The 18,776-nt window shown below is 71.0% G+C and carries 20 protein-coding genes; 10 read left to right on the forward strand and 10 right to left on the reverse strand.

Features of this window, described 5'->3' with window-relative positions; genetic code table 11:
* Window positions 1-46 precede the first annotated feature (46 nt).
* Window positions 47-640, forward strand: a complete 594-nt coding sequence (locus tag ACIQWX_RS16395) for a TetR/AcrR family transcriptional regulator (RefSeq protein WP_400870861.1) — start codon at window positions 47-49, stop codon at window positions 638-640.
* Here the strand turns inward: ACIQWX_RS16395 and ACIQWX_RS16400 are convergent.
* Window positions 621-1,529, reverse strand: a complete 909-nt coding sequence (locus tag ACIQWX_RS16400; RefSeq protein ID WP_400870864.1) for an SDR family NAD(P)-dependent oxidoreductase — start codon at window positions 1,527-1,529, stop codon at window positions 621-623. The two genes, ACIQWX_RS16395 and ACIQWX_RS16400, sit on opposite strands and share 20 nt — an antisense overlap.
* Window positions 1,530-1,658: 129 nt before the next feature.
* Here ACIQWX_RS16400 and ACIQWX_RS16405 point away from each other — a divergent pair, with 129 nt between their 5' ends.
* Both ACIQWX_RS16405 and ACIQWX_RS16410 read left to right on the forward strand, forming a co-directional pair.
* On the forward strand, window positions 1,659-2,324 hold the full coding sequence (locus tag ACIQWX_RS16405; protein ID WP_400870867.1) for a TetR family transcriptional regulator: 666 nt from the start codon (window positions 1,659-1,661) through the stop codon (window positions 2,322-2,324).
* A gap of 125 nt (window positions 2,325-2,449) precedes the next feature.
* Window positions 2,450-3,436, forward strand: a complete 987-nt coding sequence (locus ACIQWX_RS16410) for a glycosyl hydrolase (RefSeq protein WP_400870870.1) — start codon at window positions 2,450-2,452, stop codon at window positions 3,434-3,436.
* Window positions 3,437-3,479: 43 nt separating this feature from the next.
* On the opposite strand, the gene ACIQWX_RS16415 is transcribed toward ACIQWX_RS16410, so the two are convergent.
* The 6 genes from ACIQWX_RS16415 to ACIQWX_RS16440 are packed head-to-tail and all read right to left on the reverse strand — an operon-like array spanning window position 3,480 to window position 11,151.
* Window positions 3,480-5,882, reverse strand: coding sequence for a glycosyl hydrolase 2 galactose-binding domain-containing protein (locus tag ACIQWX_RS16415; RefSeq protein WP_400870873.1), 2,403 nt, complete (start codon window positions 5,880-5,882; stop codon window positions 3,480-3,482).
* 26 nt (window positions 5,883-5,908) lie between these two features.
* Window positions 5,909-6,661: an ABC transporter ATP-binding protein gene (locus ACIQWX_RS16420; protein ID WP_400870876.1), complete on the reverse strand. Its 753-nt coding sequence runs from the start codon at window positions 6,659-6,661 to the stop codon at window positions 5,909-5,911.
* Window positions 6,658-7,635: an ABC transporter ATP-binding protein gene (locus ACIQWX_RS16425; protein WP_400870879.1), complete on the reverse strand. Its 978-nt coding sequence runs from the start codon at window positions 7,633-7,635 to the stop codon at window positions 6,658-6,660. Before ACIQWX_RS16425 ends, ACIQWX_RS16420 begins: the two co-directional genes overlap by 4 nt.
* Window positions 7,632-8,519: an ABC transporter permease gene (locus ACIQWX_RS16430; RefSeq protein WP_400870881.1), complete on the reverse strand. Its 888-nt coding sequence runs from the start codon at window positions 8,517-8,519 to the stop codon at window positions 7,632-7,634. The genes ACIQWX_RS16425 and ACIQWX_RS16430 overlap by 4 nt, the downstream gene beginning before the upstream one ends.
* Window positions 8,516-9,514, reverse strand: coding sequence for an ABC transporter permease (locus tag ACIQWX_RS16435; RefSeq protein WP_400870884.1), 999 nt, complete (start codon window positions 9,512-9,514; stop codon window positions 8,516-8,518). The genes ACIQWX_RS16430 and ACIQWX_RS16435 overlap by 4 nt, the downstream gene beginning before the upstream one ends.
* Window positions 9,514-11,151 carry an ABC transporter substrate-binding protein gene (locus ACIQWX_RS16440; protein WP_400870887.1) on the reverse strand — a complete coding sequence of 546 codons (1,638 nt, stop codon included), beginning with the start codon at window positions 11,149-11,151 and terminating at the stop codon, window positions 9,514-9,516. The genes ACIQWX_RS16435 and ACIQWX_RS16440 overlap by 1 nt, the downstream gene beginning before the upstream one ends.
* Window positions 11,152-11,337: 186 nt before the next feature.
* Between ACIQWX_RS16440 and ACIQWX_RS16445 the strand changes: the two genes are divergently transcribed.
* On the forward strand, window positions 11,338-12,354 hold the full coding sequence (locus ACIQWX_RS16445) for a LacI family DNA-binding transcriptional regulator (protein WP_400870890.1): 1,017 nt from the start codon (window positions 11,338-11,340) through the stop codon (window positions 12,352-12,354).
* 3 nt (window positions 12,355-12,357) lie between these two features.
* Here the strand turns inward: ACIQWX_RS16445 and ACIQWX_RS16450 are convergent, their stop codons facing one another.
* Complete coding sequence (locus ACIQWX_RS16450) at window positions 12,358-12,996, reverse strand: hypothetical protein (protein ID WP_400870893.1); 639 nt, start codon at window positions 12,994-12,996, stop codon at window positions 12,358-12,360.
* An 83-nt stretch (window positions 12,997-13,079) separates the two neighbouring features.
* Between ACIQWX_RS16450 and ACIQWX_RS16455 the strand changes: the two genes are divergently transcribed.
* The 3 genes from ACIQWX_RS16455 to ACIQWX_RS16465 are packed head-to-tail and all read left to right on the forward strand — an operon-like array spanning window position 13,080 to window position 14,796.
* Entirely contained in the window at window positions 13,080-13,235 is a 156-nt protein-coding gene (locus tag ACIQWX_RS16455; RefSeq protein ID WP_400870896.1) for a CopG family transcriptional regulator, read from the forward strand.
* Window positions 13,235-13,576, forward strand: a complete 342-nt coding sequence (locus ACIQWX_RS16460) for a VOC family protein (RefSeq protein WP_400870899.1) — start codon at window positions 13,235-13,237, stop codon at window positions 13,574-13,576. The genes ACIQWX_RS16455 and ACIQWX_RS16460 overlap by 1 nt, the downstream gene beginning before the upstream one ends.
* On the forward strand, window positions 13,573-14,796 hold the full coding sequence (locus ACIQWX_RS16465; protein WP_400870902.1) for an MFS transporter: 1,224 nt from the start codon (window positions 13,573-13,575) through the stop codon (window positions 14,794-14,796). Before ACIQWX_RS16460 ends, ACIQWX_RS16465 begins: the two co-directional genes overlap by 4 nt.
* On the opposite strand, the gene ACIQWX_RS16470 is transcribed toward ACIQWX_RS16465, so the two are convergent.
* Window positions 14,783-15,868, reverse strand: coding sequence for a YeiH family protein (locus tag ACIQWX_RS16470; RefSeq protein ID WP_400870904.1), 1,086 nt, complete (start codon window positions 15,866-15,868; stop codon window positions 14,783-14,785). The two genes, ACIQWX_RS16465 and ACIQWX_RS16470, sit on opposite strands and share 14 nt — an antisense overlap.
* 94 nt (window positions 15,869-15,962) lie before the next feature.
* Entirely contained in the window at window positions 15,963-16,451 is a 489-nt protein-coding gene (locus tag ACIQWX_RS16475) for a beta-class carbonic anhydrase (protein ID WP_400870907.1), read from the reverse strand.
* 212 nt (window positions 16,452-16,663) lie between these two features.
* On the opposite strand from ACIQWX_RS16475, the gene ACIQWX_RS16480 reads away from it, so the two are divergent.
* The 3 genes from ACIQWX_RS16480 to ACIQWX_RS16490 are packed head-to-tail and all read left to right on the forward strand — an operon-like array spanning window position 16,664 to window position 18,776.
* Window positions 16,664-17,149: a GNAT family N-acetyltransferase gene (locus tag ACIQWX_RS16480; RefSeq protein ID WP_400870910.1), complete on the forward strand. Its 486-nt coding sequence runs from the start codon at window positions 16,664-16,666 to the stop codon at window positions 17,147-17,149.
* On the forward strand, window positions 17,146-18,012 hold the full coding sequence (locus ACIQWX_RS16485; protein WP_400870913.1) for an amino acid ABC transporter permease: 867 nt from the start codon (window positions 17,146-17,148) through the stop codon (window positions 18,010-18,012). Before ACIQWX_RS16480 ends, ACIQWX_RS16485 begins: the two co-directional genes overlap by 4 nt.
* Window positions 18,009-18,776: an amino acid ABC transporter ATP-binding protein gene (locus ACIQWX_RS16490; RefSeq protein ID WP_400870916.1), complete on the forward strand. Its 768-nt coding sequence runs from the start codon at window positions 18,009-18,011 to the stop codon at window positions 18,774-18,776. Before ACIQWX_RS16485 ends, ACIQWX_RS16490 begins: the two co-directional genes overlap by 4 nt.

Below are 18,776 nucleotides of genomic sequence, written 5' to 3' on the forward strand. Positions count from 1 at the left end.
CCGGAGGCTAGCCGATGAAAAGGGACACATGTGTAACACTTATTCGATGGCCGAGCAGGACCGCCGCAGTGACGCGCGGCGCAACGACGAGCTGATCCTGCGCACCGCGGCCCGGGTGCTCGCGGACGATCCGGGCGCCGGCATCCAGCGCATCGCCGACGAGGCCGGGCTCGTGCGGATGTCGGTCTACCGCCGCTACCGCAACCGGGACGCCCTCCGGCGCGCCATCCACGACGCCGCCGCCGCGGAGGCGAACGCGGTCCTCGACCGGACCGCCGGCCTCGACGCCGTCTCCGCGTTGCGGGCGCTGATCGTCGAAATGGCCGCCATCATCCAGCGGTACCCGGTCCTCGCGGTGACCACCGACTGGCAACCCAAGCCCGGCGACACCCGCCGTCCGGCTCCGCCGCCGCCCGCGCGCCGGATGCACCAGGCCGTGCTCGCGCTCGTCGAACGCGGCCGCCGCGACGGCGTCCTGCGCGGCGACCTCCCGCCCGAGCTGCTGCCGCAGGCCGTCACCGGCACGCTGCACGTGGTCAGCCGGTTCGCGCGCAGTCTCCACGCCGATCCCGAACTGATCGGCACCCAGGTCGCCGACCTGCTCCTGACCGGCTTCGCCGTCAGCCGACCGGGAACTTGACGCCCGTCAGCTCCTCCGAAACCGTCCACAGGCGACGCTGGATCCCGGCGTCGTACGACTGCGGCGTGGACGCCACCACCTGCGGGCGCCCGCGGTAGCCGCCCATGCCCGCCGGGCCGTAGTACTGGCCGCCCAGCGCGGCCGGGTCCGTTGCGGCGCGCAGGATCGGGAGCGCGCCGGCCTCCGAGCTCTGCGTGAACAGCGGCGCCACCAGCGGGAACAGCGCGCGGGCGACGGCGGGGGAGTTGCGCATCAGCTCCGTGCGGGCCACGCCGGGGTGAGCGGCGAGCGACGCCGTCGTGCCGTGCGCGGCGAGCCGGCGCTGCAATTCGTAGGCGAACATCAGGTTGGCCAGCTTGGCCTGCCCGTAGGCCGCGACGCGGTCGTAGGAGTTCTCCCACTGCAGGTCGTCGAAGTGGATCGCCGCGCGGATGCGGTGGGCGATGCTCGCGACCGTCACCACGCGCGAGCCTTCGACCGGCAACAGCAGGTCCAGCAGCAGGCCGGTGAACGCGAAGTGCCCGAGGTGGTTGGTGCCGAACTGCAGCTCGAAGCCGTCCCGGGTGGTCTGCTTCGGCGGGTACATCACGCCGGCGTTGTTGACCAGCAGGTCGATCTTCGGCAGCGAGCCGTGCAGGTCGGCCGCGGCGGCGCGGACGGACTCCAGCGAGGACAGGTCCAGCTCCTGCACGGTGACGTCGGCGGTCGAGCCGAGCCGGGCGGCGGCCTGCTTGCCCTTCTCGACGTCGCGGACGGCCAGCACGACCGTCGCGCCCTTCTCCGCCAACGTCTTCGCGGTGTCGAACCCGAGCCCGGTGTTGGCCCCGGTGATGACGGCGACCCGGCCCTTCTGGCTCGGCACGTCGCGGTCGGTCCAGTTCTCGCCCATGGCGGTTCCCTCCGTGGCGGCCCTTTCGGACCGGCGGTCTGTTATGTCTCCGACGCTAAGGAACCGACGGTCTGTTGTCAAGAGACTGCCGGTCTTCAATTTCGCGGGCTGGGCGTTACGCTGGCTGGCATGACGTTCCAGCGAGCCCGCAGTGCCGAGCAGCGGGAGGAGCGGCGCCGCACGATCCTCGACACGGCGCTGGCGATGCTCGACGAGATGCCGGTGGCCGACGTGAGCCTCAACGAGCTCAGCCGCCGGGTCGGGTTGGCGAAGTCCAATGTGTTGCGCTACTTCGAATCCCGCGAAGCCGTGCTGCTCGAACTGCTCGACCGCGCGCTGCGGGAGTGGCTCGCCGAGCTGGCCGGCGAACTCGCCGAAGGCGTCGACGTGGAGCTGCCGGCGGGGGAGCGGGCGGAGCGGTTCTCCACCGTCGTCGCGCACTCGCTGGCCCGGCGCACGGTGCTGTGCGACCTCATCGGCGCGCAGGCCGGTGTCCTGGAACACAACGTCTCCACGGACGCGGTCGTGCGCTTCAAGCGGTCCGCCCTCGCCGGCCTGGACGCGATGGCCGACCTGATGCGCCGGTACGTGCCCGAGGTCGGCGACCAGGCGGCGTCGATCGGCATGCTGGCGATGATCCTGGCCGGCGGGCTGTGGACGCACTGCCGTCCGTCGCCGAGCGCGCTCGCGGCCTACGAGGCGGACCCGGCGCTGACCGCGCTGCACCTCGACCTCGCGCCGGCGCTGGCGCACGGGCTGACGCTGCTGATCTCGGGAGCGATGTCAACCGCTTAAGTCCGACGCTGTTGTCATCGAAGCGGACAGATCTGGCTCGATGCCTTCGTCACGTCTTGACGCTTTCTGCTGGGACTCGGAACATCTTAAGCGCTTAATGTGTCCTCAACGCGGAGGAGTCCCTCGTGTCCCAGCATCGTTTCCTGCCCGCGCTCGCCGCGGCCGCGCTCCTCGCCGGCGCGGTGACCGCGCCCGCCGCCGAGGCCGCCGGTCCGCGCGCCGGCGGCACCCTGAACTACCTCAAGCAGATCTCCGGCCAGTACACGATCGCCGGGCAGCACAACAAGGAACCGGCGAGCACGCCGTCGTACTACACGGCGAAGGTGCACGACATCACCGGCCAGTACCCCGGCCTGTGGGGCGGCGACTTCTTCTTCGGCGCCGCCGACGTCGCCAACCGGCAGAAGGTCGTCGACCAGGCGAAGGCCGAGTGGAACAACGGCGCCGTCGTCACCATGACGTGGCACATGTGCCCGCCCACGCAGGGCAGCTCCTGCGACTGGAGCTCCGGGGTGATGAGCAAACTGTCGGACGCCCAGTGGAGCGAGCTGATGACGAACGGCTCCAACCTCAACAACCGCTACAAGGCGCGGCTCGACGAGGTCGTGCCGTACCTGCAGCAGCTGCAGAACGCGGGCGTGCAGGTGCTGTTCCGGCCGCTGCACGAGCTGAACGACGGCTGGGCGTGGTGGGGCGGGCGCCCGGGCCTCGGCGGCAGCGCGGGCCTCTACCGGATCACCCACGACCACCTGGTGGGCAAGGGGCTCACGAGCATCGTGTGGGACTGGGCGGTGAAGGACGTGAACATGGGCTCGATCGCCCAGTACTACCCGGGCGACGGCTACGTCGACGTCGCGGCGCTCGATGTCTGGATGAAGGCGAATCCGTCCACTTCGGACTACCAGGCGATGCAGAACGTCTCGCACGGCAAGCCGATCGCGCTCGGTGAGACGGGCACGATCCCGTCCCCGGAACTGCTGGCGAGCCAGCCGAAGTGGACGTACTTCATGGAGTGGTCGGAGTACCTGCAGGGCAGCAACACGAACGCGGCGATCCAGCGCACGTACTTCGACGGCCGGGTCCTGGTGCTGAACGAGATGCAGCGCGGCTGACGTGCCGGGGCGGCGGTGCGCCCGCCGCCCCGGCCCGCGTCCGTCAGTCGCCGACGCAGCGGACCACCGGCCGGGTCGTCAGCTGGTCGGTGTCCACTGTGTACCGCGTGGTCACCCGGATCGTCGCCTTCTCGCCGGGCAACAGCGTCAGCAGGCACTGGTCGGCCTCGGCGTCCGGGGCCAGCCGGTCGGGGAACACCGCCAGTTCCCGCACCAGCGTCCGGGCCGTGACCGTGATCGCGTACCCCGTGTTCGTCCGGGCGACTTCGGTCCCGAACGACGGCTCCGGAAGGGCGATGTCCAGGTCGGCGGCCAGGAACCGGATCGCCCGCGTGTCGCCGGCGTCGGCGACCAGCAGTTCGCGCGCCGGGTCGCCGGCCACCCCAACGTCACCGGCGGGGACGGTCACGGCGCTGCGTGCGGCCACCCGCAGCGGGGTGCCGGTCTTGGCGAGGATCTCACCGTCCACGGTCATCCGGCGGACCTCCAAAGTGGTCTCCCACTCGGTCGCCGAGTCGTTGACCAGGACCGCGACCAGGCCCCCGGGACGCTCTTGAATCGTGACGAGCCGGTCGGCGTAGGCGTCACGCAGCGCGTACCACAGCGGTTTGCGCCGCTCGGCGCCGTCGATCGCGCTCCAGGACGTGACCGGCCAGCAGTCGTTGAGCTGCCAGACGATCGTGCCCATGCAGCGCGGCCGGTGGCCGCGGAAGTGCTCGATCCCGGTGCGGATGGCCCGGGCCTGGGTGACCTGCGTGTGGTAGTGCCAGTCCTCGGTAGACTCCGGGGCGGGGAAGTGGTGCGCGAGCCCGCGTGCGAGCTTCCCGTTGCCGTCCTGAGCTTTCTGGTGGTGCAGGACGCCCGGCGACTCCGGCGTCAACGGCTTGTCGTGGACGGCCGCCGTGAGTGTCGCCCACGCCGGTGGTGCCTGCCACCCGAACTCCGACACGAACCGGGGGGCGCGCTCGAGGTAGGCGCTGTAGTCCCGCTCGTTCCAGACGTCCCAGATGTGCACGCAGCCGTGGTCGTCGTCCAGCGAGTCGCGGTCGGGGGAGCCGGACCACGGGCTGCCCGGGACGTACGGCCGGGTCGGGTCGAGCGCGGCGACGATCGACGGCAGCAGGTCCTCGTAGTAGCCGGCGCCCCAGGCGCGGCCGTCGAGCTGCTCGCGCCACCCCCAGTGGAACCAGCCCAGGTAGTTCTCGTTGTTGCCGCACCACAAGGCCAGTGACGGGTGCGGCGCGAGCCGGACGACCGCCTCCCGCGCCTCGGCTTCGATCTCCCCGCGCAGCGGTTCTTCCTCGGGGTACCCGGCGCAGGCGAACAGGAAGTCCTGCCACACCAGGACTCCGCGCCGGTCGCAGGCGGCGTAGAAGCCGTCGCTTTCGTAGATGCCGCCGCCCCACACGCGCAGCAGGTCGACCCGGGCGTCGACGGCCTGGCGGACCCGCCGGTCGTACCGGGCCGCGTCGACCCGGTGCGGGAAGCAGTCGTCCGGGATCCAGTTGGCACCGCGGACGAACAACGGGACGCCGTTGACGCGGAAGGTGAACGCGCCGCCCTCGGTGTCCAGGTCGATGGTGCGGAAGCCGATCTCACGCGACCAGGTGTCCACAGTGGAACCGTCCGCGGTCTCGAGCGTGACGACGAGCGGGTACAACGGTTGCGCGCCCATGCTGTGCGGCCACCAGAGCCGTGGCTGAGAGACGGTCACGATCAGCGGCTCCCCGGCGGGTCCCGAGGCGTCGGCATCGCCGACGCGGGCGCGTACCACGAGGTCACCGCCGGCTTCGGTGTGGAGCTCGACCCGGCCGTCGCCGGACTCCGTCAGCGTCACCAAGGGCCGGACCCGGCCGAGCCGGCCGGTGTCGTGCACCTCGATCGCCGCCGGTTTCCAGATGCCCGCGGTGACCAGCTTCGGGCCCCAGTCCCAGCCGAAGTTGCAGGCCATCTTGCGGAGGAAGTTGGCGGGCTCGTCGTTGCCCAGGTTGGGCAGGTCGCCGAGCCGGTTGCGCTCGGCGCGGGCGTACCGGACCGCCGAGCCGAACGTGATCGCGAGGGTGTTGCCGCCGGCGAGCAGGTCGGTCACCGGCACCCGGTACGAGCGGTGCATGTTCCGGGTGTTCGCGACCACGCGGTGGTTCAGCTCGACCTCGGCGATCGTGTCGAGGCCGTCGAAGACCAGCTCGACGGCCCCGGGGGCCGCGGGGCGGTCGAACGTCGTCTCGTAGCGCCAGCCGGTCAGGCCGATCCACTGGAGGTCGTTTTCGTTGCGGTCGAGGTAGGGGTCGGGGATGAGCCCGGCCGCGAGCAGGTCGGTGTGCACGGTGCCGGGCACGGTGGCCGGGATTCCTTCGGCCAGCCGCCGGGCCAGCTCGATCGGCACGTGGGTGAGGGGGCCGCAGGCGCGCAGCGTCCAGTCGTGGGCGCCGAGGTCGATCCGCACGGGCAGTCCTTTCGGTGGTCGGCCGCTCAGCGCCAGGGGTCGGGCGCGGCGGCGGCGAGCTTGCGGGTGTAGTCGTGCGAGGGGCGCAGGATGACGTCGTCGGCATCGCCGCTTTCGACGATCCGGCCGTCGTTGAGCACCAGGACCGTCGAGGAGAAGTGCCGCGCGGTGGCGAGGTCGTGGGTGATGTACAGGACGGCGAGATCGTTGTCCCGCTTCAGTTCTTCGAGCAGGTTGAGGATGTCGAGGCGGACCGAGACGTCCAACATGGACACCGGTTCGTCGGCCAGCAGCACCTTCGGCCGGGGCGCCAGCGCCCGGGCGATGGCGACGCGCTGGCGTTGCCCGCCGGACAGCTCGTGGGGGAGCTTCGCCGCGAACTGGTCGGCCGGCCGGAGGTGGACGCGGTCGAGCAGGTCGAGCACGGCCCGCCGGTCGCCGGGCAGGCCGTGGATCCGCAGCGGCCGCGCCAGCTGGTGGTGCACCGGCTTGACGGGGTTGAGGGAGGCGAACGGGTCCTGGAACACCATCTGGACGTCCGCGCGGTACGCGCGCAGGGCGCGGTAGCCGGGCCGGCGCGGTTCCCCGTCGACCGTGATGGTGCCGCTGGTGGGCCGGTCGAGCCCGCACAGCATGCGGGCCACCGTGGACTTCCCGCTGCCGCTCGCGCCGACCAGGGCCACCGTCTGCCCGGAGGTGACGGTGAAGCTCACGCCGTCCACCGCGCGCAGCCCGCCGGGGAACACCCGGACGAGGTCGTGGGCACCGAGTTCGGTCATCGCGTCTCCTCCGCGCGCAGGCAGGCGACGTCCGTGCCGTCGACGGGCCGCAGCCGGACGTCCGTGGTCGTGCACTCCGGGAGCACCAGCTCGCAGCGGTCGGCGAACGCGCACCCGGCGAGCGGCAGCGAGAGGTCGGGCGGGTGGCCGGGGATGCCGTGCCGGTCCCGGCGCTCGGACCGCAAGGTGGGGAACGCGTTCAGCAAGCCCGCGGTGTAGGGGTGCCGGGGCTCTTCGCGCACGCGCTTGCCGTCGGCGAGTTCGACGACGCGCCCGGCGTACATCACCGCGATCCGGTCGCTGATCTCCAGCAGCAGCGACAGGTCGTGGGTGATGAAGACGACCGCGAACCCGAGCCGCTCCCGCAGCTGCGAGATCGCGTCGAGGATTTCCCGCTGCACGAGGACGTCGAGGGCGGTGGTGGGTTCGTCCATCACCACGACGTCCGGTTCGAGGGCGAGGGCCATCGCGATCACGACCCGCTGGCGCATGCCGCCGGAGAGCTGGTGCGGGTACGACCGCGCGGCGCGTTCGGGCAGCCCGACCAGCTCCAGCAGTTCCCCGACCCGGGCCCGGCGCGCGGCTTTGGTCAGCTCCGGCCGGTGCGCGTGGAAGACGTCGTGCAGCTGCGCGGCGACCCGCTGGACCGGGTTGAGGGCGTTCATCGCGCCTTGGAACACCATGGACATCCGGTCCCAGCGGAACCGCCGCAGCGCGCGCCCGGTCAGGCCGGTCACGTCGATGGCGTCGCCGTCCCTCTGGAAGGTGACCGAGCCGTCGACGAGGTGCGCGGGTGCGCGCAGCAGCCGCGTGATCGCGTACGCCAGGGTGGTCTTGCCGCAGCCGCTTTCCCCGACGATGCCGAGGAGTTCGCCGCGGTGCACGTCCAGGTCGACACCGCGCACGGCGTGCACCGGCCCGGCCGGGGTTTCGTAGTCGACGTGCAGGTTCCTGATCCGCAGCACCGGGGTCATCGGATGTCCCCCTGGGTGCCGCGGACGCGCAGCCGCGGGTTGATCAGTTCGTCGACCCCGATGTTGAGCAGGGTCAGTGCCGCGCCGAGCACGGCGATGCACAGCCCGGGCGGCAGGAACCACCACCAGGCGCCCTGCGACAGCGCTTCGCCGTTCTGGGCGAAGAACAGCATGGTGCCCCAGGTGACGGAGTCGAGGTCGCCGAGCCCGAGGAACGACAGGCCGGCCTCGCCGAGGATCGCGCCGATCATGGCGAACACGAACTGGGAAAGCAGGATCGGGTAGAGGTTCGGCAGGATCTCGACGACGATGATCCGCCACGCGCGTTCGCCGGACGCGCGGACCGCGTCCACGTAGTCGCGGTGGGCGAGCGACGCCGTCTGGGCACGCAGGACCCGGGCCGAGGCGGCCCAGCTGGTGACCGCGATCAGCAGCGCGATCACCACGATCCCGCTGGAGTGCAGGTAGCTCGCGGCGACCACGATCAGCGGCAGCGCCGGGATGACCAGGAAGACGTTGCCGACCAGGTTGAGCACCTCGTCGGCCCAGCCGCCGGCGTACCCGCCGACGACCCCGACCAGCGCGGCCAGCAGCATCGTGACGACGCCGGCGAGCAACCCGACCAGCAGCGACGACCGGAACCCGACGATCAGCTGGGCGAACACGTCCTGCCCGTTGTTGGTGGTGCCCAGCAGGTGCCGCGCGGATGGCGGGGAAAGGAGGTCCGCGCCGGCCGCGTGCGGGTCGCCGACCAGCAGCGGCCCGACGACCGCGACGGCGGCGTACAACGCCACGATCCCGGCGCCGAGCAGGAACTTCGGCCGCCGCACCACCGCGGCGACACCCGCGGTGGCCCGGACGGGCGTGATGACGGCCTGGGTCATCGGGCACCCGCCTTCGCCGTCGTGCGCACGCGCGGGTCGATGACCGCGTACAGCAGGTCGACCAGCAGGTTCGCGCCCAGCACCGCCAGGGTGATGATGAGGAAGATGCCCTGCATCAGCGGGTAGTCGCTGTTGCGCACGGCTTGCAGCAGCGTGAACCCGATGCCGGGGTAGGAGAACACGGCCTCGGTGACGATCGCGCCGCCGACGACGAACCCGAGCGACACCGCGACCCCGGACACGCTGGGCAGCACGGCGTTGCGCGCGGCGTAGGTCACCATGACCCGGCGCAGGCTCAGGCCCTTCGCCTGCGCCGTGACGACGTAGTCCTCGGCGAGCGTCGAGACCATCATGTTGCGCATCCCCAAGAGCCATCCCGCCAGCGAGCTGACCACGATGGTGATCGCCGGCAGCAGCGCGTGGTAGACGACGTTGCCGACGAACTCGCCCGACCAGCCGGGTTCCACCTCGACGTCGTAACCGAGGCCGAGCGGGAACCAGCCGAGCCCTGAAGCCAGGAAGTACACCGCGGCCAGCGCGAGCCAGAAGTACGGGATGGCGGCCAGCATCGTCGAGCCGGCGACGAGCGAGTCGACGACGCCGCGGCGGAACCACCCGGCCAGCGCGCCGAGCGAGATGCCGAGCGTGAACGACACGACCGTGGCCACCCCGACCAGCCCCAGCGTCCACGGCAGGGCCTGGTCGATGATGTCGCCGACCGGGGCCGGGAAGAACGTCACCGAGCGGCCGAGGTCGCCGGTGAAGACCTGCCCGAGGTAGGCGAAGTACTGCTGCCACAACGGCCGGTCGCCCACGCCCAGCAGCAGCTCGAGGGAGTGCCGGGCCTCCGGGGAGACCGGCGCCATCGACGACTGGCGGGCCAGCACGGCGTCCACCGGGTCGCCCGGCGCGAGCCGGGGGATGACGAAGTTCAGCGACAGCGCGGCGAACAACGCGACCGCGTAGAAGAGAAGTTTCTTCCCGAGGAACCGCATCACTCGACCGGCTTCAGGTTCTTGGCGACGAACCCCGTGTCGGGGAAGATGTCCGAACGCGACAGTGCGTAGAGGTTGTCGTCGGTCGGCCAGCCGGTGACCTTCGTGGCCAGGAACGTCGCGTTGGGACTGTTCTGGAAGATCGGCACGTACGGCAGCTTGGCGAGCAGGACGTGCCCGATCTCCTGGGTGCGCTGCTTGAGCACGGCCTGGTCGTCGGTACCGGCCATCGCGGCGAGCGCGGCGTCGACCTGCGGGTCGGAGAAGCGCGACCAGTTCGAAACCGCTTTCTGCCCGACCGGGGCGGTGGTCGCGGTGGCCAGCACCTGGTTGTAGAGCTGGTAGGGGTCGGGCTTGCCGCCGAGGCCGTCGATGAGGAGCTGGAAGGTGCCGGTCGAACGGTCGGAGTTGAACTGGGCGCTGGAGATCTGCTGGACGGTCAGCGCGATCCCGGCCTCGGCGAACTGCTGCTGCATCAGCTGCAGTGCCTGGATGTAGTCGGTGTAGCCGGTGACGACTTTGATCGAGACTTCCAGGCGGCGGCCGGTCTTGTCGACGTAGACGCCGTCGGCGCCGCGGGTGTAGCCGGCCTTCTCCAACGTGGCGCGCGCGGCCGCGGGGTCGTGGGCGACCGGGCCGGTGGTGCGGAACCCGTCGTCGCGCGGCGTCTGCAGCAGTTCGGGGCTGGGCACCTTCGCCACTCCGAAGTAGACGGTGTCGACGATGCGCTTGCGGTCCAGCGCCAGGTTCATCGCCTGGCGGACGGCGAGGTCGTCGGTCGGCCAGCTCGTCAGGTTGGGCACGAGGCTGGTCTGGTAGATGCCGGCCGACGGGATGAGGTGCGTCTTCGGGTCCTTGGCGACCCAGTTCTTCGCGGGGTCGGGGATGAACGTGTTGCCCCAGTCGATCTTGCCGGCCAGCAGCGACTGGTTCGCGCTCGTGTTGTCGCTGAAGGAGATGAAGCGCATGCCGTCGATGGCGGGTTTGCCCGGCTCCCAGTAGTTCGGGTTCTTCTTGAGCAGGAACGTCTGCGGCGAGAACGAGTCCAGGGTGAACGGGCCGGTGCCGACCGGGTCCGGGTTCAGCTCGGTGGCCGGGTCCGCGATCTTCTCCCAGATGTGCTTCGGCACGATCAGCGTCCGGCCGGCGGCGCCCCACAGCTGGTTGAACGCGGGCTGGGCGAAGGTGATCTTCGCGGTGTGGTCGTCGGACGCGGTGGCGGCGGCCAGCGTCAGGCCGTTCGTGTTCAGCTCGGGGTGCTTGATCATGGCGTCGAAGGTGAACGCGACGTCCTGGGCGGTGAAGGGCTTGCCGTCGTGCCACTTCACGCCGTCTCTGGTGGTGACGGTGAGGGTCTTGCCGTCGGGGGAGAAGGCCGCTTTGGTGGCCAGCTGGGGGACCGGTGGGCGGCGGTCGGCCATGTCGAAGAAGAGCAGCGACTCGTAGATCGTGCCGCCGTAGCCCGCCTGGGCCTGGTTGGGCAGGAACGGGTTGAAGTTGCGGACGAACGCGCCCGAGGCGCCCGTGTTGGCGGTGATGATCGTGCCCTCCGCGGCGCTCCCGCCGCTCGAGCACGAAGTCAGCGCGAGCGCGACGGCGACGGCGGGGACGAGCAGGCGGCGGTGCCTTCCGGCCATGGGGGACTCCCGTGCTTAAACGGTTAAGTTGCTGGCGACTGTTTCTACGGTGTCGGTGGCGAGGAGTTCGCTTCCTCAGGTGGTGAACCTGGGTTAAGCGCTTCACATCATGTAACCTCGCTCACGGCGTGTCAATGCGCTGCAGTAGCCTGCGTGCGGGGTGAAGCGGTTGAGTGAGGGAGGGCGATGAAGCGGCTGACCATCGCGGACATCGCGGACGCGGCCGGCGTCTCGACGGGCGCGGTGTCCTACGCGCTCAACGGCAAGCCCGGCGTGTCCGCGGCGACGCGGGAGCGGGTGCTGCGGATCGCGGACAGCATGGGCTGGCGGCCGAGCACGGCGGCGCGGGCGTTGACGCGGTCGCGGTCGGGGGCGATCGGCCTGATCGTCGACCGGCCGGCCCAGGTGCTGGGGATCGAGCCGTTCTTCATGCAGCTGGTGTCGGGCATCGAGGCGGCGCTGCGCGCGGACCCGTCGACGGCGCTGATGCTCGCGGTGACCGATGACCGTGACGCGGAGATCGAGACGTACCGCCGCTGGTGGGCCGAGCGCCGGGTGGACGGGGTGATCGTCGTCGACCTGCACGAGAACGACAGCCGCGCGGGGCTGCTGGCGGAGATCGGCCTCCCGGCGGTGGCGCTGGGCCACCCGCAGTCGGCGGAGGTCCCGTGCGTGTGGAGCGACGACGAGGGCCCGATGGCCGAGGTGGTCGGCTACCTGGCGGCGCTCGGCCACCGCCGCATCGCCCGGGTGGCGGGCCCGGCCCAGTTCTCCCACACACTGCGGCGCAACGAGGCTTTCGCCCGGGCGGCGGAGACGCACCAGCTGGAGTGGTCGAAGACGCTGTACGGCGACTACTCGGGCGAGAGCGGAGCCCGGGAGACCCGCCGGCTGCTGTCGGAGAGGAACCGGGCAACGGCGATCATCTTCGACAACGACGTGATGGCCCTGGCGGCGATGGCGGCGGCCCAGGAGATGGGGATATCGGTCCCGGAGCAGCTGTCGGTGCTGTCGTGGGACGACTCGGCGTTGTGCCGGCTGGTCCGCCCGGCGGTGACGGCGGTGGACCGGCACATCACGCAGCACGGGGTGCTGGCGATCGAGACGTTGAACGAGGTGCTCGCGGTGGGGACGGCGGAGCATCGACGGGTCCCGGCGCCGGTTTTGATGCCGCGGGCTAGTACGGCGCAGGCACCGAACTGACGGTCAACGGGTGAAGAGGGCGAGTTCCACTTCGTCCGGTGCGCAGCCGAGGTCCTTCGCCCAGCGGGCGAGCAGCGTGCAGTAGCGCTCGTAGGTTTCCGGCGGCCACGGGCCGGTGCGGTGCAACGACATCCAGCCGCACCGGTCGCGCAGGGCGGTCGCGACCACGCGGTCGAGGATGAGGCTCGGGTGGTCCGGGGCTCCGCCGCCGGCGAAGTAGAGGAACTTCGTGAAGAACGACGGGCCGAGCCCGGGGATCCGGTTGCGCCGGTCCGGCCGGAACGCGGCGAACGCGCGACCCGGATCGCGGCCGGCCCAGGTCGCCGCCTCGGTGAGGGTTTTCTCGACGCGGTGCGGGTCCGCCTTGATGCTGTCGAGCCGGCGGCTGTTCTGACGCAGGTACCGGCCGGATCCCCACGCCAGCGTCCGCCACAGCAGGGTGAACACGTCCGCGCCCGGGGCCCACACGTCGGCGCGGGACAGCGCCGGGACCGCCGGTGGCGTACCCGGCAGCTTCCGGCTGGTGATCGCGCGGTACCACCAGTCCTGCCGGATCGGGATGCGGGGTTCGCCGACCGCGGTGGGCCGGGGCTGGGTGGGGGCGAGCCAGTCCGGGGTGGGGAGGGCGTCGACGTCGGTCATGGGCACACCCCTGGGTCGCGAGCAGCGGAGCCGCGTTACAGCGGGTCTGTCGTGCAGGCTTGTTCATTTGCTAGCATGTGAACATGCCCTCCGAAGCGAAGCGGCAATTCAGCGTCTACCTGCCGGCCGACCTCATCCGGCGGGTCAAACACGCCTCCGTCGATGCCGATGAGTCCCTCTCGGCCTTCGTCGAACGTGTTCTCGAGGATCACCTGCGGCAAAGCGAGGAACGCCCGTGATGCGAGTGCTGCCCATCCGCTACACCTCGGACGTCGAAGCCCTCCAGCGCTTCTACACCACCCTCGGCCTCGAAACCGGCCCCACATCCAGGCCCGGCGGCTGGGTCGAACTCCCCGCCGACGGTGGCACCCTCGCCGTCCACAAAGGAGACCGTCCCGGCCGGTGCGAACTCGCCTTCGAGACCGACGAACCCCTCGAAGACGTCCAAGAACGCCTGCAGAACGCCGGCTACGAACCAGGACCCGTGATCGACGAAGGCTTCGGCCGGTCGCTCCGAATAGATGACCCAGACGGCGTCCCCGTCCAGATCAACGCCTACGAGCGCGACCTCTACACGTGACGCGGACCCGGTCGCTGCCCCTGGCCGCCGGGATCGTCGCGCTCGAGTTCGCCGCCGCCGTCAGCAGCTTCGTCGCCTCCACCCTCTTGCCCCTCGTCGCCCGTGATCTGCGCGCCGGGGACCGGCTCGGGCTGCTCATCGCCGGCTCGACCCTCGGGTTGTTCGTCGCCCTGCCGCTCGCGAGCCGGGTGCTGGCCAAGCTCGGCACGCGCGGCACTCTCGCCGCCGGGATGGTCGCCTACCTCGGCGGGATCGCCGCCTCCGCCACCGCGCGCAACGCCGTCACCTTCGCGCTGGGCCAGCTCTCCACCGGGCTCGCCAGTGGCCTGCTCGCGGTGTTCGGCGTCAGCTCCGCGATCCGCCACCTCGACGACCGGTTGCGCGTCAAGGTCGTCGCCGCGTCGTCGGCCATGTGGATCCTGCCCGCGCTCGCCGGGCCGGCCGCGACGCTCGGCCTCGCGCACCTCGTCGGCTGGCGCTGGACGCTGCTGCTGCCCGTTCCGTTCGTCCTCTTCGGACGGTTGCTCGTCGTGCGGGCCGCCCGCGACGAGCCGGAGACGTCGCCGCGGCCGCTCGGCCGGACGCTGCTGGTGCCCCTCGGCGCGGCGGGTGTCGTGCTGAGCGAGGGGTGGTGGCCGCTCGCGCTCGCCGGCGCCGTCGTCGCCGGGGCCGGCATGATCGCGATCCTCCCCGAGGGCACCGCACGCTTGCGACGCGGGACGCCGTCGGCGCTCGCCGCGCTGGTGCTGTTCGCGGTCGGCTACTTCGGCGCCGACAGCCTGATCACCGTGCTGCTCACGACCGGCTACGGGCAGAGCCTCGGCCAGGCGGCGATCGTCCTCAGCGCCGCGCCGCTCGCCTGGGCCGTGACGAGCTTGGTGACCCGCAAGCACTTCCCGGCGACGGGCTTGAGCTTGACCGCCCTGGGCGCGGCGGTCCTCGCGATCGGCGGCCCGTTCCCGGTGGTGCTCGCCGCGTGGACGGTGGCCGGCGCCGGCGTCGGGCTCGCCTACCCCGCCCTCTACGTCCGGGCGAGCACCGCCGGGCCGGGCGGGCTCACCGCGACGGAACTGGCCACCGCCGTGATCACCGCCGAGTGCGTCGGGCAGCTGCTCGGCCGTGCCGCCGGCGGCGCGCTGAGCTCCGCCGGCGGGCTGTTCGCCTCCTACGCGGTGTTCGCGGTCGCGCTGGCCGCGGCGGCCGCGGTCAGCCGAAGGTGACCCACTGGGACGTCAGCAGCACGAGCCCGAGCGAACACGCCGCCACCACGACCAGGCCGAGCGCCGCGACGACGAGCGGCCGGAACCCGCTGCGGGCCAGCTGCCGCAGGTCGAAGTTCAGGCCCACGCCGGCGAAGCACAGCAGGAACGCCCACTTCGACAGGTTGCCGAGGCTCGTCACCTCCGCCTTCGTGAACACGTGCGCGGTGGCCAGCGCCGACACGGCGAGGAAGCCGAGCACGAACTTCGGGAACGTGCGCCACACGAAGGCCGCGCGCTCCTTCGGTCCACTTGCGACACTCTTGCCGCCGCGGGCCGACCAGTAGGCCGCGTAGCCGAGGACGACCAGGCCGATCAGGGCGTTGCGCGTGCTCTTCACCGCGACGGCGACGTCCTGCGCGTGCGGCGAGTAGGCCGCGCCCGTCGCCGTCGTCTCCGCGGTGTTGTCCACGGCCAGGCCCGCCCACAGCCCGAACTGCGTGTCCGACAGGTTCAGCGCGTGCCCGATGAGCGGGAACGTGAACAACGCGACCGCGCCGAGCGCGAGGATCGCGGCGATGGCGTAGCCGGAGTCCTCGTCGTCGGCGTCGATCGAGCCCCGGCCCGCGATGATCGCCGAGACCCCGCAAATCGACGTGCCGATCGCCAGCAGCGACGACAGCTTCCCGCCGAGCCCGAAGAGCTTGCCCACCAAGAGGATCACCGTCGTGGCGACCGCCATGTCGATGAGGATCAGCCCGAGGCTCAGCCCGCCGAGCTTGAGCAGGTCGCCCAGCACGAACCGGGCGCCGAGCAGCACGATGCCGATCTTCAGCCAGAACTCGTAGGTGGCCACGCCCGGCCGGAACGGCGCCGGGATGCCGATCGTGTTGCGGATGAGCAGCCCGAGGATGATCGCCCACAGCACGTATTCGACGTCGGGCAGCGCGGTGCCGGTCGCCTTGCCGAGGCTGCGCACGCCGTTCTGCGCCAGCGTGCCGACGATGCCGACCGCGGCGAGCAGCAGCAGGCCGGGGACGTACCGCAGGAGCGTCGCCGGCCCGCCGCGGCGGGTGGCCGTGTCCGCGGTCATTTGACGAGGAAGGGGATCGCCGGCAGCAGGCCGATCGCCGCCAGCAGGACGAGGACGGCCGCGACACCCACCGCGGCCCAGTCGGCGGTGAGCTTCATGCGACTTCGGCCAGCTTCCCGGTGGCGACGTCGAAGACGAAGCCCCGCACGGAATCCTTCCTCGGGATGAACGGGCTGTTCTTGATCCGCGCGACCGACTGCCGGACGTCCTCGTCGAGGTCGCTGAAGGCTTCGGCGGCCCAGGCGGGCTTGACGCCGACGTCCTCCTGGATCGACCGCTTGAAGTCGTCGTCGGTGAAGGTCAGCATGCCGCAGTCGGTGTGGTGGATGAGGATGATCTCCTCGGTGCCGAGCAGCCGCTGGCTGATGGCGAGCGAGCGGATCTCGTCCTCGGTGACCACGCCGCCGGCGTTGCGGATCACGTGGGCCTCGCCTTCGTTGAGGCCGAGCACGCCGTAGACGTTGATGCGCGCGTCCATGCAGGCGAGCACGGCGACGTGCTTGGCGGGCGGCAGCGGGAGCGGCCCGCTGAACCCGGCGGCGTACTCGGCGTTGTTGGCCAGCAGTTCGTCGGTGACCGACATGGTGATCCTTCCGGCGGAGAAGCGGGTGCGCCGAGTGGACCGCTCCGCGCACCCGAGCGCAATGGTGCCCAGGAACTGGGACGCGGAGAAGTCCAGGATCTGGAACCCGGCGACGGCTCGTTGACCGGCCTCGGCCCGGCTTCCTAGAGTCGTCGGCGTCAGCGGAAAGCGCCCTGCGCTTTTCTCCCCTCATTTCCGGAGCAGGTACCCCCATGCCCGAATCCGTCTGGGTCGCCCAGTCTGATCCGCGGGTCCGGCCATTGCTCGCCGACCTGGCCCGCGAATATTCGACGCGCTACCACCGCGTCCTCAACGACGTCCACTTCGAACTCCGCGAATACCCGGCGGCCCGGTTCGCGCCGCCGGAAGGCGGATTGCTGCTGCTCGTCGCGGGCGGCCACGCCGTCGCCGGCGGTGCTTTCCAGCGCTACGACGAGGACACCGCCGAGCTGAAGCGGATCTGGACCCACCGTGCGCACCGCGGCCGCGGGCTCGCCCGCCGGGTCGTCGCCGAGCTGGAGGCCGAGGCGGCGCTGCGGGGGTACTCCCGGATCTTCCTCACCACCGGCCCGAACCAGCCCGAGGCCCGCGGCCTCTACCTGGTCACCGGCTACACGCCGCACTTCGACGTCGACGCCGTGCCGACGACCCGGCTGCCGTTCTCGAAAGCCCTTCCCGCCGCGGTGGGCGCGAGATGACCAGTGACCTCGGGACCCGGCCCGCGCCCGCCGCCGCTCCGGAGGAGTCGCTGAAGATCGTGCCGGCGCGGCACCCGCTGACCTGGGTCGCGGCCGTCGTGGTGGCCGTCCTGGTCGCGATGGCGGGCCACGCGCTGGTCACGAACAAGGCGTTCGACTGGCCGACGTTCGCGAAGTTCGTCTTCCAGAAATCGATCTTGGAAGCCGTCGCGCTGACCCTGGAACTGACGTTGTTCGGCGTCGTCGCGGGATTCCTGCTGGGCACCGTGCTCGCGTTGATGCGCATTTCCCGGAATCCGCTGCTGCGCGCGGTGAGCTGGACCTACACGTGGATCTTCCGGTCGGTCCCGCTCATTCTCCAGCTGCTGTTCTGGTACAACCTCGCGATCCTGTACAACGAGATTTCCTTCGGCGTCCCGTTCGGGCCGTCGTTCGTCTCGGTCGGCACGATGAGCCTGATCCCGCCGTTCTTCGCCGCCGGTCTCGGGCTCGCCCTGCACCAGGGCGCCTACGCCGCGGAGATCGTGCGCGCCGGGTTCCTCTCGGTGGACGCCGGGCAACGCGAAGCCGCCGCGGCGCTGGGGATCCCGGCGGGGCGGCAGTTCCGCCGGATCGTGCTGCCCCAGGCGCTGCGCACCATCGTGCCGACCGCGGCCAACGAGATCATCGGCCTGCTCAAGGCGACGTCGCAGGTGTACGTGATGGCGCTGCCCGAGCTCTTCTACCAGGTCCAGGTGATCTACACGCGCAGCGGCCGGGTGATCCCGCTGCTGCTGGTGGCCACCGCGTGGTACCTCGCGCTGACCACCGTGCTGTCGGTCGCGCAGTACTACGTGGAGCGCCGGCTGGGGCGTGGCGCATGAGCTCGGAGTACACAGTGGACGTCCGGGGAGTCCACAAGAGCTTCGGGTCGCTGACCGTCCTCGACGGCGTCGACCTCCAGGTGCGCCACGGGGAAGTGACCGTCCTTTTGGGACCCTCCGGGTCCGGGAAGTCGACGCTGCTGCGGCTGATCAACCACCTCGAGCGCGCCGACCGCGGGTTCATCAGCGTCGACGGCGAGCTGATGGGCTACCGCCGCGCCGGCGACCGCCTGCACGAGCTCAAGGAACGCGAGATCCTCAAGCAGCGCACCAAGATAGGGTTCGTCTTCCAGAACTTCAACCTGTTCGGCCACCTGACCGTGCTGGAGAACGTCGTCGAGGCGCCGATCTCCGCGCAACGCCGTCCGCGCGCCGAAGCCGAGGCCAAGGCCCGCGAGCTGCTGGACCGGGTCGGCCTCTCGGACAAGGCGGACCAGTACCCGCGGCGGCTGTCCGGCGGCCAGCAGCAGCGCGTCGCGATCGCGCGGGCGCTGGCCCTCGAACCCGGCGTCCTGCTCTTCGACGAACCCACGTCGGCCCTCGACCCCGAGCTGGTCGGCGAAGTCCTGGAAGTCATCCGAGACCTGGCGAAGGCGGGCACGACCATGATCGTCGTCACCCACGAGCTGGGGTTCGCACGCGAAGTCGCCGACACCGTCGTGTTCCTCGACGAAGGCCGCGTCGTCGAACAGGGTCCGCCCGCCGAAGTGCTCGACCGTCCCCGTCACCCCCGCACCCGCGCGTTCGTCGAGAAAGTCCTTTGA

This window comes from Amycolatopsis sp. NPDC098790 (assembly GCF_044759945.1).
Lineage (GTDB): Bacteria > Actinomycetota > Actinomycetes > Mycobacteriales > Pseudonocardiaceae > Amycolatopsis.

What these genes read in the sequence shown, in the direction of transcription:
- ACIQWX_RS16395 (WP_400870861.1), top strand. Translation starts at nt 47, where the DNA reads ATGGCCGAGCAGGACCGCCGCAGTGACGCGCGGCGCAACGACGAGCTG.
- ACIQWX_RS16400 (WP_400870864.1), bottom strand. Translation starts at nt 1,529, where the DNA reads ATGGGCGAGAACTGGACCGACCGCGACGTGCCGAGCCAGAAGGGCCGG.
- ACIQWX_RS16405 (WP_400870867.1), top strand. Translation starts at nt 1,659, where the DNA reads ATGACGTTCCAGCGAGCCCGCAGTGCCGAGCAGCGGGAGGAGCGGCGC.
- ACIQWX_RS16420 (WP_400870876.1), bottom strand. Translation starts at nt 6,661, where the DNA reads ATGACCGAACTCGGTGCCCACGACCTCGTCCGGGTGTTCCCCGGCGGG.
- ACIQWX_RS16425 (WP_400870879.1), bottom strand. Translation starts at nt 7,635, where the DNA reads ATGACCCCGGTGCTGCGGATCAGGAACCTGCACGTCGACTACGAAACC.
- ACIQWX_RS16430 (WP_400870881.1), bottom strand. Translation starts at nt 8,519, where the DNA reads ATGACCCAGGCCGTCATCACGCCCGTCCGGGCCACCGCGGGTGTCGCC.
- ACIQWX_RS16435 (WP_400870884.1), bottom strand. Translation starts at nt 9,514, where the DNA reads ATGCGGTTCCTCGGGAAGAAACTTCTCTTCTACGCGGTCGCGTTGTTC.
- ACIQWX_RS16440 (WP_400870887.1), bottom strand. Translation starts at nt 11,151, where the DNA reads ATGGCCGGAAGGCACCGCCGCCTGCTCGTCCCCGCCGTCGCCGTCGCG.
- ACIQWX_RS16445 (WP_400870890.1), top strand. Translation starts at nt 11,338, where the DNA reads ATGAAGCGGCTGACCATCGCGGACATCGCGGACGCGGCCGGCGTCTCG.
- ACIQWX_RS16450 (WP_400870893.1), bottom strand. Translation starts at nt 12,996, where the DNA reads ATGACCGACGTCGACGCCCTCCCCACCCCGGACTGGCTCGCCCCCACC.
- ACIQWX_RS16455 (WP_400870896.1), top strand. Translation starts at nt 13,080, where the DNA reads ATGCCCTCCGAAGCGAAGCGGCAATTCAGCGTCTACCTGCCGGCCGAC.
- ACIQWX_RS16460 (WP_400870899.1), top strand. Translation starts at nt 13,235, where the DNA reads ATGCGAGTGCTGCCCATCCGCTACACCTCGGACGTCGAAGCCCTCCAG.
- ACIQWX_RS16470 (WP_400870904.1), bottom strand. Translation starts at nt 15,868, where the DNA reads ATGACCGCGGACACGGCCACCCGCCGCGGCGGGCCGGCGACGCTCCTG.
- ACIQWX_RS16475 (WP_400870907.1), bottom strand. Translation starts at nt 16,451, where the DNA reads ATGTCGGTCACCGACGAACTGCTGGCCAACAACGCCGAGTACGCCGCC.
- ACIQWX_RS16480 (WP_400870910.1), top strand. Translation starts at nt 16,664, where the DNA reads ATGCCCGAATCCGTCTGGGTCGCCCAGTCTGATCCGCGGGTCCGGCCA.
- ACIQWX_RS16485 (WP_400870913.1), top strand. Translation starts at nt 17,146, where the DNA reads ATGACCAGTGACCTCGGGACCCGGCCCGCGCCCGCCGCCGCTCCGGAG.
- ACIQWX_RS16490 (WP_400870916.1), top strand. Translation starts at nt 18,009, where the DNA reads ATGAGCTCGGAGTACACAGTGGACGTCCGGGGAGTCCACAAGAGCTTC.